Source organism: Aliirhizobium smilacinae (assembly GCF_006335145.1).
GTDB classification, from domain to species: Bacteria; Pseudomonadota; Alphaproteobacteria; order Rhizobiales; family Rhizobiaceae; genus Neorhizobium; species Neorhizobium smilacinae.
The window spans coordinates 1,994,920-2,006,667 of sequence record NZ_VDMN01000001.1 but is presented as its reverse complement, the minus strand read 5'-3'; the positions used below and the strand labels follow the sequence as shown (position 1 = coordinate 2,006,667).

Annotated in this window: 15 protein-coding genes; 9 read left to right on the top strand and 6 right to left on the bottom strand. The window is 58.5% G+C overall.

What is annotated here, in order from left to right; genetic code table 11:
* Window positions 1-40: 40 nt before the first annotated feature.
* Window positions 41-319 (bottom strand): hypothetical protein, encoded by a 279-nt coding sequence (locus tag FHP24_RS09825; RefSeq protein WP_139675867.1) that lies wholly within the window; start codon window positions 317-319, stop codon window positions 41-43.
* A 56-nt stretch (window positions 320-375) separates the two neighbouring features.
* Here FHP24_RS09825 and FHP24_RS09820 point away from each other — a divergent pair, with 56 nt between their 5' ends.
* Window positions 376-1,083, top strand: a complete 708-nt coding sequence (locus tag FHP24_RS09820; RefSeq protein WP_139675866.1) for a hypothetical protein — start codon at window positions 376-378, stop codon at window positions 1,081-1,083.
* Between the two features lie 116 nt (window positions 1,084-1,199).
* Here the strand turns inward: FHP24_RS09820 and FHP24_RS09815 are convergent, their stop codons facing one another.
* The 5 genes from FHP24_RS09815 to FHP24_RS09790 form a co-directional block, all read right to left on the bottom strand.
* Window positions 1,200-1,388: a hypothetical protein gene (locus FHP24_RS09815; protein WP_139675865.1), complete on the bottom strand. Its 189-nt coding sequence runs from the start codon at window positions 1,386-1,388 to the stop codon at window positions 1,200-1,202.
* Window positions 1,385-1,681 carry a winged helix domain-containing protein gene (locus tag FHP24_RS09810; RefSeq protein ID WP_139675864.1) on the bottom strand — a complete coding sequence of 99 codons (297 nt, stop codon included), beginning with the start codon at window positions 1,679-1,681 and terminating at the stop codon, window positions 1,385-1,387. Before FHP24_RS09810 ends, FHP24_RS09815 begins: the two co-directional genes overlap by 4 nt.
* Window positions 1,678-1,899, bottom strand: coding sequence for a hypothetical protein (locus FHP24_RS09805; RefSeq protein ID WP_139675863.1), 222 nt, complete (start codon window positions 1,897-1,899; stop codon window positions 1,678-1,680). The genes FHP24_RS09810 and FHP24_RS09805 overlap by 4 nt, the downstream gene beginning before the upstream one ends.
* A gap of 355 nt (window positions 1,900-2,254) precedes the next feature.
* Window positions 2,255-2,914 (bottom strand): hypothetical protein, encoded by a 660-nt coding sequence (locus FHP24_RS09795; RefSeq protein ID WP_180355940.1) that lies wholly within the window; start codon window positions 2,912-2,914, stop codon window positions 2,255-2,257.
* A 41-nt stretch (window positions 2,915-2,955) separates the two neighbouring features.
* Window positions 2,956-4,155: a tyrosine-type recombinase/integrase gene (locus tag FHP24_RS09790; protein WP_139675861.1), complete on the bottom strand. Its 1,200-nt coding sequence runs from the start codon at window positions 4,153-4,155 to the stop codon at window positions 2,956-2,958.
* Between the two features lie 305 nt (window positions 4,156-4,460).
* Here FHP24_RS09790 and FHP24_RS09785 point away from each other — a divergent pair, with 305 nt between their 5' ends.
* The 8 genes from FHP24_RS09785 to FHP24_RS09750 all read left to right on the top strand — a co-directional run bounded on the left by FHP24_RS09785 (window position 4,461) and on the right by FHP24_RS09750 (window position 11,677).
* The gene (locus FHP24_RS09785; protein ID WP_139675860.1) at window positions 4,461-4,787 is read left to right on the top strand and encodes a hypothetical protein; all 327 of its coding nucleotides are present in this window, start codon (window positions 4,461-4,463) and stop codon (window positions 4,785-4,787) included.
* A gap of 59 nt (window positions 4,788-4,846) precedes the next feature.
* On the top strand, window positions 4,847-5,506 hold the full coding sequence (gene msrA / locus FHP24_RS09780; protein WP_139675859.1) for a peptide-methionine (S)-S-oxide reductase MsrA: 660 nt from the start codon (window positions 4,847-4,849) through the stop codon (window positions 5,504-5,506).
* A gap of 230 nt (window positions 5,507-5,736) precedes the next feature.
* Complete coding sequence (locus FHP24_RS09775; protein WP_139675858.1) at window positions 5,737-6,729, top strand: BMP family lipoprotein; 993 nt, start codon at window positions 5,737-5,739, stop codon at window positions 6,727-6,729.
* A gap of 73 nt (window positions 6,730-6,802) precedes the next feature.
* On the top strand, window positions 6,803-8,329 hold the full coding sequence (locus FHP24_RS09770; protein WP_139675857.1) for an ABC transporter ATP-binding protein: 1,527 nt from the start codon (window positions 6,803-6,805) through the stop codon (window positions 8,327-8,329).
* A 79-nt stretch (window positions 8,330-8,408) separates the two neighbouring features.
* Entirely contained in the window at window positions 8,409-9,512 is a 1,104-nt protein-coding gene (locus tag FHP24_RS09765; RefSeq protein ID WP_139675856.1) for an ABC transporter permease, read from the top strand.
* A gap of 3 nt (window positions 9,513-9,515) precedes the next feature.
* Entirely contained in the window at window positions 9,516-10,487 is a 972-nt protein-coding gene (locus tag FHP24_RS09760; RefSeq protein ID WP_139675855.1) for an ABC transporter permease, read from the top strand.
* 3 nt (window positions 10,488-10,490) lie between these two features.
* Window positions 10,491-10,883: a cytidine deaminase gene (locus tag FHP24_RS09755; protein WP_139675854.1), complete on the top strand. Its 393-nt coding sequence runs from the start codon at window positions 10,491-10,493 to the stop codon at window positions 10,881-10,883.
* Complete coding sequence (locus tag FHP24_RS09750) at window positions 10,880-11,677, top strand: purine-nucleoside phosphorylase (RefSeq protein ID WP_139675853.1); 798 nt, start codon at window positions 10,880-10,882, stop codon at window positions 11,675-11,677. The genes FHP24_RS09755 and FHP24_RS09750 overlap by 4 nt, the downstream gene beginning before the upstream one ends.
* Window positions 11,678-11,748 lie beyond the last annotated feature (71 nt).

Genomic DNA, 11,748 nt, shown 5'->3' with positions numbered 1-11,748 from the left:
AATTGGCTGAATGTGGTCGGATTTGCCCATCTGTGCCCTTTCAGAGGCTCGCACCGACACGATCAATGTAAAAGCGGACATCCTCGCTCTCCCTCTGGTTCTGTCGAAGCAGTTCGAGCGCGGCGGTGGCCCCGCAAACCTTCATCTCAAGCGCAACCGCCGAAACCTGAATGGATGACCCAGGCCCCGACTGTCGGCCTATGCCATCTTCGCGAACCCATTGGCGGATCTTCTTTTCCGCGACATGGGCGCGATAGGCCGCCTCTTTGATCGTAATTATTTCGGCCGGCAGCATCGGGACAGGAATACACGTGCTCATCACGCCGCATCCTCCAAGCCATTGCCGAGTGGGGCTATGGGCCTCACGAACTCATCATGTTCGATCGTCGGGCCGGCCTCTATCTCCTGGCCCAATCTCCGCTGGAAATCGTCCATCGCGTCGCTCATAGTTCGTTCTCTGGGCCGGCCCCGGCCAATCGAAATAGGCCGATCATCGTATTTTCCCTCAAGCAACCTGTTGATGGTGTCTGGCTGGCAAAGAAAATCGATGTCTGCTTGCCATCCTCGATCGTTTTGGCCGCGGCAGAATGCGCTTGCCGCCATACGACTGCATGCTTTTTCCCAGTCATCATCGCCATGCTCACGAAGCCGGGCTTCGATCTTTCTTTTTCGGGTGAGCCCAATCTTTCTCGGCACCGGAATTCCAGCTTTCGAGGCGTGCTCGCAGAAGACGCGGACGGCTCTTTCCGTACTTGGTACGGAAAGGTTCTTATCTCTCGTATCTGGTATCTGGTATCTGGCTTCTGGCTTCTGGGCTTTATCCTCACCGTTATCCCGGGGGTTAACCCCGGCTTTAACCAAACGAGGATTTCCGCCTCTGCTGCCATTTGCCCGATCGGCATCAGCCTTCTCTGTGTCGCGCATCATACGGCGGCTGCAGATTGCGCCGTCGCCCTCGCGGCTGAATACCCCCGCTTCCTCCAACTCCGCCAGGAAAACGGAGAGGTCTGGGCACCCCGTCAAAATAGCAAGCTGCGCATCGCTGACTTGTTTGCCGTTGATACGCAGTGTCCCTCTGGGTGACGCCTCATGCATTATGCAAAGCATTTCCATCCAAAGCCCCCTTGCTCCGATCGAGCACATTCGGAGGCAAGGATCTGCGCGCCAGTCGGATGGGTAAAATTTCATCCAAGGGCTGCTCATCGTGACGCCCCCTTTCTGGCCGTGCGAATTCCGCGCGCGATCAATGCAGCCTGACCGGCCTCAGATGGGTTGAGACCAAACTGCTGTTTGAGGGCAGGAGCCACCAGCGCGGGTGGCTCCTTCTGTTCAGCCAGCCATTCGGCCGCTTTTATGATCTCATCGACGCCAGGAATATCGCAGATCATGCCGCCCTCCTATCACTGTCTCGAAGGATCAAAACCTTGGATTGGAGGACGTACCGCGCATGTGAACCCGAAAACTGACCGCCATGCTTCTCATCGATTGTTTCGATGATCAGCCCGCGTTTGCGCAGCTTGAAGACGTAGTGGCTCCACCGTGGTCCGGGATGGTCGATCGGGGTGCAACCGGCGGAACCGGCGTTGACCAGATTGCGAAGTGCCCAGGCATCACGCCCCAGCACTCGGAAAGCCATACCATCGGGGAGAATACGAGCGATAATTTCGAGACGCTGCGTCATGCGTGCTGCCCTCCAAGGCCATACAGCCGGCAGATCGTCTGCGCATGCCAGAACGACACACGGCAACGACGCATGACGGAAGCGACCGCCAGCATTTCGGATTGAATTTCAGGGTTGGTTTCGGTAGGGTTCTGGCATTCTAGCGGTTTGGCGATTGCTAAAATATCCAGAACCCGGTTGGCGCTTACCCGCGCCGCCGGGTTTTCTGCTTTCCGCATCAGGGCAACCTCCTATGCCGCTGCCGGACGAGCACTCTTGGCGCGCTCGATGCAGGCAAGGATTTCGGACTTGGGCCAACGTCGAAGGCCGCCAATCTCAATTGGAGGGGGCAGGGTGCCATCCTTGATGCGGCGCCACACTGTGGTCCGGCTCAAAGGGCGAGCTTCACCGCCCGCTAGTTTTCCGACCTCGTGGCAATCTAGAAGCGGGTCGGTGTCTGTTATACGGCTGGTGGTTTCGGTCATTGGTTCACCTCGAAACATGTTGTGACGAGAAGACCATGCAGCGCCAAAATTGGGCGGGCTAATTATGCAATTGTGCCATCGAAAAAAGCGGCACGATTACGCGGCGCAATTACGAAGTGGTTTTCCGAGGCCCTTTGGGGCCGGTCGTTTTAGACCAATCTGACGGATAGTTCTCTTCGACGACTTCGCGAACCATGGATCGAGAAACATCCGGCAATGCAACCTTCGCGGCTTTCCAGATGGTGTCTACGGTAGCCTGCGCGGAGCATTTCGGGAGAAACTCATCCAGCCACCACAAACACACCGACGCCTTAGAAACTGCTGGCCTCGTTATCTTGGAACGCGTTGCTTCCTTACCGGCATCCGGGCGATCAGTCGGAGGCTTGTCGCTCTGATGAGCTGCAGCAGGCCAAATCCCAATCAACTGCATCGCGTCACAGATGATGTCGCGATATTGGTCCGACATACTATCACTTCGGATGAGGACATTCGCGTCATCGAGACCCAGCCGCAGATATGACCAGGCGTGACGCGGAATACCTTCGATTTCGCCAGTCGCGATGTTGACGGCGTGAAAGGTCAGTGTGCCGGCGGCGGCTTTTTCCGCGATGTCCGCAAACACATCCTCGATACGAGGCATAGCAGACAACTTTCCGGCGCATTCTTCCCACCTAAGTCCGGCATCCAGCCCATGGAGCGATAAGGCGTCAGCCTGCGAAAATGCGCTCACGCTTTCCTCGTCTCGCCATATTACCCAAGCAAGAGCCATGGGCATTGACCACCAAGACCGATTTAAAACAGCATCGGAAATCACGCTTCCGCCCTCACGAGCTGCAGGACTTGCGCTCCCTGCCCGGTCACATGCTTAGCCCACCGTTCAAGAACTTTTCGGCGCTGCTCAAGAAAATCGGTGCGCCGGTATGCGCGCTCGACGGCGCCGCCGACTACGTGGCCCAAGGTAGTTTCCGCAACGTCATGCGGAGTGTCTGTCGCTTCGGAGATCCAGTCGCGTAGGCTTGAACGAAAGCCGTGAGGCCGATAGTCGAGCTTCGCGCGCTCCATAAGTCGTGACATCGTGGCATCGCTGATTACCCCCTTCCGAATATTCGGGAACAGGAAGCCGCCGCGGGCGTGCTGCCGTGCAGCGTCGATCACATCAAGCGCTTCCGGCGTCAGAGGCACGCGGAAATCGGGCGTCCTATCCCGGCGGCCCTTTTGGATGGAACCGGGAATGATCCACACGTCGCCTTCGATTTGTTCCTCGCGGATGAAACGCAAAGGCGCCGATCTGACACCGGTGAGCATAAGCAATTTGAGCGCGAGGTGCGTTATCGTTGGATCTGAAAGGCTTGCGTAGAAGGTGGGCACCTCTTTCCATGGCATCGCAGGGATATTGGTTATCTTGTGCCGCTGTTTACCCAAAAGCGCGCGTGCTTTCTCCGTAGCTTGGATATCGACCTCCAAGCCAAGTGCTGCGGCGTGCCTCATGACGATCGAGAGGCGGTTTAACGCCTTCTTTGCCGTATCAGCCTTGGTGTGCCAGATGGGCGCCAAGGTGTCGCGAATGTCTGTCTGATCGATCTCGCCCACCGGCAACTTACCCAGCTTTGGCAAAACGTGCAGTTCGAGCGGTGTGAACCACCGGCCGGCCTTCCCGTCGCCCTTCAATTCCGCTTTACGGCTCTCAAACGCGTCGGCTGCCACGTCTTTCAGGATATGCAGCTTTTTCGCGGCTTCCCGGCGCTGACGCTCGCGCTCTTTGATAGGATCGACATTGCTGCGGGTGACGGCTCTCCACCTATCGGCGGCCTCGCGAGCTTCTTTCAAAGAAACTTCGGAGAATGATCCAAGGCCCATTTCGCGGCGCCGGCCATGAATTGTTACGCGAAGCACCCATTGCCCGCCGCCATCTTCTCGTTTGACTAGCCAGAGGCCGCCGCCATCGGAGTATTTTCCGGCGCCGGCGTTTTTGGCTGTGATTGCTGAGAGTTTATTCAGTGTACGGGCCAATTTCTGTCCCCCTCTGTATCCACCTTATCGGGCGCCACAGTTCGATTTGTTCCGAAACACCATGAACGAGAACGAAACAAGAAACAAGCGATGACTTAGAGGATCGGATACGGGCTGAAACATTTCGAATTATGCTGCAAAACCAATCGGATGCCCTCTAGCAGCACCATTTCTTCATTAAATCACAGTCGCTTGACGGAACTGCCCGACGCCGGCCTGTTGTTGTCCGTCGTTGCCAAGTACCGGCTGCGGAGCTATCCTGTGGCCGAGACATTTTGGTGGCTGACGGATGAGGGATCTGCGCGATGCGCTTATTGCGGACAGGTTTCCATTTTCTGAGTTTCGTGGCGCTTGCCGCGGCAATTCTCGTCGGCACGCTCGATTCGATCCAGTCCGTTTCATCGGACGATGTGATCCTAACCAGTCTCGGCAATGCCTGGCTTAATCTGGATCCGGAAAGCCTGACACTGGCAGAACTGTCGGCCGATGACTATATCAGTGCAGATATATGGCGACCCTATGTGGCGCCGGTCCTGGCGCAGCCGGCCGGTGCGGTATTTCTGATATTGGCGCTGATTTTCTGGATGATAGGCTACAAGGGAAAGTCCTTTGCCGGACGGTTCTCGGCCTGAGCAGGCAATCGACGCCAGTAAAAGCTTGAAAATGAATGTCGCCGGATGTGGAGGCAAAAATGTTCCTGAATGAGATCTTCAACAAGAAAACTGTGATGCCCTCGGCTGAGACGGCTCTGCCCGGAAGGCCGGAAGCGATCCCGACTTCCAAGACCCATTTCGTCAATGGACAAGCTCTTGCCGAGCCCTACCCGGATGGACTGGAGGTTGCTTATTTCGGCATGGGTTGCTTCTGGGGCGCCGAGCGTCTGTTCTGGAAAATACCCGGTGTCTACGTGACTTCCGTTGGTTATGCAGGCGGCGTAACACCGAACCCGACCTATCACGAGACCACGACCGGGCTCACCGGCCATGCCGAGATAGTCAAGGTCGTCTTCGATCCAAAGCTCGTGTCCTACGGCCAGCTGCTGAAGCTGTTCTTCGAAGAGCACGATCCGACGCAAGGTATGCGGCAGGGCAACGATATCGGTACGACCTATCGTTCCGTTATCTATACGACGAGTGAGAACCAGGCCGAGCAGGCGCGCGAGGCGCTGAACGTTTTCCAGGACGCGCTCAACAAAGCCGGCCGCGATACGCCGATCACCACCGAACTCGCTCCGGTACCGACATTCTATTATGCGGAAGACTACCACCAGCAGTATCTCGCCAAGAATCCGGGCGGTTATTGCGGCCTCAAGGGGACCGGCGTTTCCTGCCCGGTCGGCCAGGCGGCCTAAGCCTGCGATAATATGGTTCAGCCGCCGCGGATTTGTGCAGGTCCGCGGCAAATTCATGCAGGCTGCCAAAGGGATAGGCGTTTTTACCGGATGAAAAAAATCTGGTGAATTTTTCTGGCGCACATGCAAGAGTAGGTATAGCCAAGCCTTCCAAGAGGGGCAGGTGACCGCATGGCGTCCGCTGGCCGGACCCGCGGGAGGACCGAACAGTAAAAAAACAGGGCTGCACGATGAAGAAAACCCTTTTGAGCCTTCTTGCCGTGGCTGCGATGTCGACGACCGCGCTGGCCGCCGAGATCAAGCCGGCGCTGGTCTATGGCACCGGCGGCAAATTCGACAAATCCTTCAACGAGGCGGCTTATACCGGCGCTGAAGCGTACAAGAAGGAAACCGGCACCGAATATCGCGATTTCGAACCGACCAGCGATACCCAGGGCGAGCAGGCAATCCGCAACTTTGCCAGCCGCGGTTACAACCCGGTCATCGCGGTGTCCTTCGCCTGGACCTCGGCCATGGAAAAGGTTGCTGCCGAATTTCCCGAAACCAAATTCGTTATCGTCGATTCCGTCGTCGATCTGCCGAACGTTCGCTCGGTGGTTTATAACGAGGCGGAAGGCTCCTATCTCGTCGGCCTTCTCGCTGGCATGGCCTCCAAGACCGGCAAGGTCGGCTTCGTCGGTGGCATGGATATTCCGCTGATCCGCAAGTTTGGCTGTGGTTATGTCCAGGGCGCCAAGTCGGTGAAGGCTGACATGCAGGTCTTCCAGAACATGGTCGGCACGACCGGTGCCGCCTGGAACGACCCGGTTCGCGCCGGTGAACTGACCAAGAACCAGATCGACCAGGGCGCCGACGTGGTTTACGCGGCAGCCGGCGCATCCGGCCTCGGTGTTCTGCAGACCGCTGCAGACAACAAGAAGCTGTCGATCGGCGTCGACAGCAACCAGAACCACGTTCATCCGGGTTCGGTCCTGACCTCGATGGTCAAGCGCGTCGATCTGGCCGTATACAATGCCTATAAGGATACCGCTGCCGACAAGTTCACGGCCGGCGTTCAGTCGAACGGCATCAAGGACGGTGGTGTTGTCGCTGCAATCGACGAAAACAACAAATCGCTGATCACGCCGGAAATGCAGACTGCTGTCGATAAGGCGAAGGCGGATATCATCGCTGGAACCGTCAAGGTGCATGACTACATGACGGACAATTCCTGCCCGATGTAAGTCAGTTGTCGAAGGGGCGCGTGGCGGATTCCTCCATGCGCCCTTTTTGTATATCGAGAGTAAGGTCCAGCCATTGAGCCCTCATTCTTCTGCAAACGAGCCCGCTATCGAGCTTGTCGGCATCGACAAGAAGTTCGGAACCGTCCACGCCAACAAGGATATCAACCTTTCCGTCGCGAAAGGATCGATCCATGGCATCATCGGCGAGAACGGTGCCGGAAAATCGACGCTGATGTCGATTCTTTACGGCTTTTACCATGCCGACGCGGGCGAGATCCGTATCCAGGGCACTCCGGTGACGATCCGCGACAGCCAGGCGGCGATCGCGGTCGGCATCGGCATGGTGCATCAGCACTTCATGCTGGTGGAAAATTTCACGGTTCTGGAAAACGTCATGCTTGGCGCCGAAGGCGGGCAATTGCTGGCCAAGGGTGTTGCCGGTGCGCGCAAGGAATTGAAGCGTCTCGAGACGGAATACGGCCTCGATGTCGATCCCGATGCACTGATCGAGGAACTGCCGGTGGGTCGCCAGCAGCGCGTCGAGATATTGAAGGCGCTTTATCGCGGTGCCGATATCCTTATCCTGGACGAGCCGACGGGTGTTTTGACGCCGGCCGAGGCCGATCACCTTTTCCGCATTCTCCGGGTCCTTCGCGACCAGGGCAAGACGATCATCCTGATCACCCACAAGCTGCGCGAAATTATGGCGATCACCGATACGGTATCGGTCATGCGCCGCGGCGAAATGGTGGCCACGCGCAAGACGTCGGAGACGACGGTTGCCGAACTCGCCGAACTGATGGTCGGCCGCCGCGTGCTTCTGCGTGTCGAAAAGGGGGATGCCAATCCCGGCCCGGTCCTGTTGTCTGTCCGCAACCTGACGGTCAAGGATGGCCGCGGCGTCACCATGGTCGATGACGTATCCTTCGACGTACGAGCCGGAGAGATCGTCGGCATCGCCGGTGTGGCGGGCAATGGCCAGTCTGAACTGCTGGAGGCAATAGCCGGTATTCGCAAGCCGGTATCCGGCGAAATCCTGATCGATGGACAGCCCGTCGATTCCGTCGACCCGGCGCGCCTCAGGCAGCTCGGCCTCGCTCATATCCCGGAAGACCGGCATCACATGGGCCTTGTCCTGAAGTTCGAGGAATACGAAAATTCCATTCTCGGTTACCACCGCGACCCGCGTTATGGCCGCGGCGCGATGCTGGATCTCGATGCCGTGCGCAAGGACGCCGAGGAGAAAATCGCCAAATACGACATCCGCCCGCCAAATGCGCGGCTGAAGACGGCGAATTTTTCCGGCGGCAACCAGCAGAAGATCGTGGTGGCACGTGAGATCGAACGTGATCCGAAAATGCTGCTGATCGGTCAGCCGACCCGCGGCGTCGATATCGGCGCAATCGAATTCATTCACCGCCGGATCATCGAGATGCGCGATGCCGGCAAGGCCGTGCTTCTCGTCTCGGTCGAACTCGACGAGATCCGGTCGCTTTCGGACCGTATCCTCGTCATGTTCGCCGGCAAGGTGGTTGGTGAAAAATCGTCGGATGCCGACGAGCAATCGCTGGGCCTGATGATGGCGGGGATCGCAGCCTGATGATGCCTGCCCGCGACAGAGTTTTGGAGTATGGAATGGGTGATGCTGGGATCAAGACCGGGCCGATGGAGTGTAGCGTATGAGCACGGCTTCCGTTCCCCTTCCCGGATGGATTTCCTACGGGGTCATTCCGTTACTGAACCTGATTCTGGCCTTTTTCTTTTCCGGGCTGGTCGTCTGGGCGATCGGTGAAAACCCGTTCGAAGCGTTGAAATTCCTGATCGAGGGCGCGCTCGGTCGTGGCGATGCGATCGGCTTTACCCTTTTCTATGCCACCAGCTTCATCTTCACCGGCCTTTCCGTCGCCGTCGCCTTTCATGCCGGCCTGTTCAATATCGGTTCGGAAGGCCAGGCCTATGTCGGCGGCCTTGGTGCGGCCCTGGTCGCCCTGTCGCTCGATCATTACGTGCCGTGGTATGTCACCATGCCATTTGCCGTTATCGGCGCCGCGATATTCGGCGCGGCCTGGGCCTTTATTCCCGCCTGGCTGCAGGCCAAGCGCGGCAGCCACATCGTCATCACCACCATCATGTTCAACTTCATCGGCGCGGCCCTGATGGTCTATCTGCTGGTGAATGTCTTTATCGTCCCAGGCAAGATGGCGCCGGAAACCCGCACGTTTCTGGCCGGCGGGCAGCTTCCAAAGCTCGACTGGCTTATGGCTTTGTTCGGCTTGAAGCTTGGCCCCGCCCCCTTCAACGTCTCGTTCATCATCGCGCTGGTGATGTGTTACCTCGTCTGGTTGCTGATCTGGCGCACAAAACTGGGTTACGAGATGCGCACGCTCGGAATCAGCCCGACGGCTGCCGTTTATGCCGGCATCCCTTATGTCCGCACGGTCATCATCGCCATGCTGATCTCCGGCGGGCTCGCCGGCATGATGTCGCTCAATGCCGTCATGGGCGCATCGGCACGCCTCCAGGTGGAATTCGTTGCCGGTGCGGGGTTCGTCGGCATCGCCGTCTCGCTGATGGGTCGAAGTCACCCGGTCGGCATCATTTTCGCGGCCATCCTCTTCGGCATCCTGTATCAGGGCGGCGCGGACCTTTCCTTCGAGATGCCGAATATCACCCGCGACATGATCGTTGTTATCCAGGGTCTGGTGATCTTTTTTGCCGGCGCGCTGGAATACATGCTGCGCCCGGCCATGGTGCGGCTATACCAGACGGCGAGGGGGAAATAGGCCATGGAATATTTCGACACTTTCGTCAGCATCCTCGGCTCGGCGATCCGCCTATCAATTCCGCTCCTGTTCACCGCGCTCGCCGGGCTTTTCTCAGAGCGGGCCGGCATTTTCGATATCGGGCTCGAGGGCAAGATGCTGGCCTCGGCCTTCGCCGCCGCCTGCGTCGCCTATTGGACCGGCAATGCCTGGGCGGGGCTTGGTGCCGGTATTCTCATCTCGATCATCTTCTCGCTGCTGCATGGCTTCGCGTCGATCACCAACCGCGGCAACCAGATCGTCTCCGGCGTAGCGCTCAATTTCGTCGCGGCAGGCCTCACTATCGTATTGGGCCAGGCCTGGTTCAACCAGGGCGGCCGCACGGGGCAGGTGCCACCGGAAGGCCGTTTCTCCGGTATCATTCTCCCCGGCGCCGACATGATGCGCGAAGTGCCGATCATCGGCCCGCTTTATGCCAATGTCATCTCCGGCAACAATATCCTCACCTATATCGCCTTCCTCATGGTGCCGATCTCCTGGTGGGTTCTCTACCGCACCCGCTTCGGCCTGCGCCTGCGGGCCGTGGGTGAAAATCCGGGTGCCGTCGATACGGCGGGTGTTTCTGTCGTCTGGCTGCGCTACCGGGCGCTGATCGTCACCGGTTTTCTTGCAGGCTTTGCCGGCACCTATCTGTCGATTGCCCAGTCCGCGGCCTTCATCAACAATATGTCGGCTGGCAAGGGGTATATCGCGCTTGCCGCACTCATCTTCGCCAAGTGGAAGCCGGTTCCGGTCATGTTCGCCTGCCTTCTGTTCGGTTTCCTCGATGCATTCGCCAATTTCATGCAGGGCAAGTCGATGCCGCTGATCGGCGAAGTGCCGGTGCAGATCTTCCAGGCTCTGCCCTACATCCTCACCTGCGTGCTGCTCGCAGGCTTCATCGGCGTGGCACGCCCGCCGAAAGCCGGCGGTGTGGCCTATACCAAGGAGCGTTGAGAAATGTCTCACGAACTGTTCGAGGCCGCCCGCGAGGCGATGAGCAAGGCTCACGCGCCCTATTCGAAATTTCCGGTCGGCGTGGCTCTGAGGGCCGATGACGGCAAGGTCTATCTCGGGGCCAATATCGAGAACCTGTCCTTCCCTCAAGGCTGGTGCGCCGAACCGACGGCGATTGGCGCCATGGTCATGGGTGGCGGAAAGAAGATCGTCGAACTCGCCGTGATCGCCGAAAAGCTGGCGCTCTGCACGCCTTGCGGTGGTTGCCGGCAAAAGATCTCGGAATTCGCCTCCGCCGACACCCGCATCTATCTCTGCGATGATGTCGGTGTACAGAAGACCGTCACCATGGCGGAACTGCTCCCCTACGCCTTCGAGACGGATGTCATCGGATGAATACGGTCACGGATCTGCTCGTCGAACGACTGGATGGTCTCGTCCCGCGTCTTGCGATCGTGCTGGGCTCCGGCCTCGGCTCGCTGGTCGATGGTGTCACCGACCCTATCCGTGTTCCCTATGCCGAACTTGAAGGGTTTCCGGTCAGCGGCGTCACCGGCCATGCAGGCGAACTGGTAGCCGGTTATCTCGGCAGCCAGCCGGTGATCATGCTGTCCGGCCGCGCCCATTATTATGAAAAGGGTGATGCACGGGCCATGCGTTTCCCGCTTCAGGTGTTGAAGGGCATCGGCGTCCAGTCGCTGATCCTCACCAATGCAGCGGGGTCGGTGCGCGAGGATATGCCGCCCGGATCGGTGATGCAGATCACCGATCACATCAACTATTCCGGAATGAACCCGCTGATCGGCGAACATGGCGATCAACGCTTCGTCGGCATGACCAATGCCTATGATGCCGATCTGGCGCTGAAGATGCGCAATGCCGCGATCCGCGCCGGCGTGACGCTGTTCCAGGGCGTCTATATGTGGTTCTCCGGTCCGAGCTTCGAAACCCCGGCTGAAATCCGCATGGCGCGCACGCTGGGCGCCGATGCGGTCGGCATGTCCACCGTGCCGGAAGTCATCCTCGCCCGTTATTTCGGACTGCGGGTTGCTGCAGCCTCGGTGGTCACCAATTACGGTGCCGGCATGACCGGCGGAGAGCTCAGCCACGAGGAAACCAAGGACATGGCACCCGTCGGCGGCGTCCGTCTGGCAGCGGTGCTGCGCGAAATGCTTGCCGGCAATACCTGACTTATCAACGTCATAGCGGCAACATGCCACATTTCGCGGTATATGCGGGTTGAATCAAATCGATTGAACGC

Coding starts and splice junctions, on each gene's coding strand:
- FHP24_RS09775 (WP_139675858.1), top strand. CDS start 5,737: ATGAAGAAAACCCTTTTGAGCCTTCTTGCCGTGGCTGCGATGTCGACG.
- FHP24_RS09760 (WP_139675855.1), top strand. CDS start 9,516: ATGGAATATTTCGACACTTTCGTCAGCATCCTCGGCTCGGCGATCCGC.
- FHP24_RS09795 (WP_180355940.1), bottom strand. CDS start 2,914: ATGGCTCTTGCTTGGGTAATATGGCGAGACGAGGAAAGCGTGAGCGCA.
- msrA (WP_139675859.1), top strand. CDS start 4,847: ATGTTCCTGAATGAGATCTTCAACAAGAAAACTGTGATGCCCTCGGCT.
- FHP24_RS09765 (WP_139675856.1), top strand. CDS start 8,409: ATGAGCACGGCTTCCGTTCCCCTTCCCGGATGGATTTCCTACGGGGTC.
- FHP24_RS09755 (WP_139675854.1), top strand. CDS start 10,491: ATGTCTCACGAACTGTTCGAGGCCGCCCGCGAGGCGATGAGCAAGGCT.
- FHP24_RS09815 (WP_139675865.1), bottom strand. CDS start 1,388: ATGATCTGCGATATTCCTGGCGTCGATGAGATCATAAAAGCGGCCGAA.
- FHP24_RS09785 (WP_139675860.1), top strand. CDS start 4,461: ATGCGCTTATTGCGGACAGGTTTCCATTTTCTGAGTTTCGTGGCGCTT.
- FHP24_RS09810 (WP_139675864.1), bottom strand. CDS start 1,681: ATGACGCAGCGTCTCGAAATTATCGCTCGTATTCTCCCCGATGGTATG.
- FHP24_RS09825 (WP_139675867.1), bottom strand. CDS start 319: ATGAGCACGTGTATTCCTGTCCCGATGCTGCCGGCCGAAATAATTACG.
- FHP24_RS09820 (WP_139675866.1), top strand. CDS start 376: ATGTTCGATCGTCGGGCCGGCCTCTATCTCCTGGCCCAATCTCCGCTG.
- FHP24_RS09750 (WP_139675853.1), top strand. CDS start 10,880: ATGAATACGGTCACGGATCTGCTCGTCGAACGACTGGATGGTCTCGTC.
- FHP24_RS09805 (WP_139675863.1), bottom strand. CDS start 1,899: ATGCGGAAAGCAGAAAACCCGGCGGCGCGGGTAAGCGCCAACCGGGTT.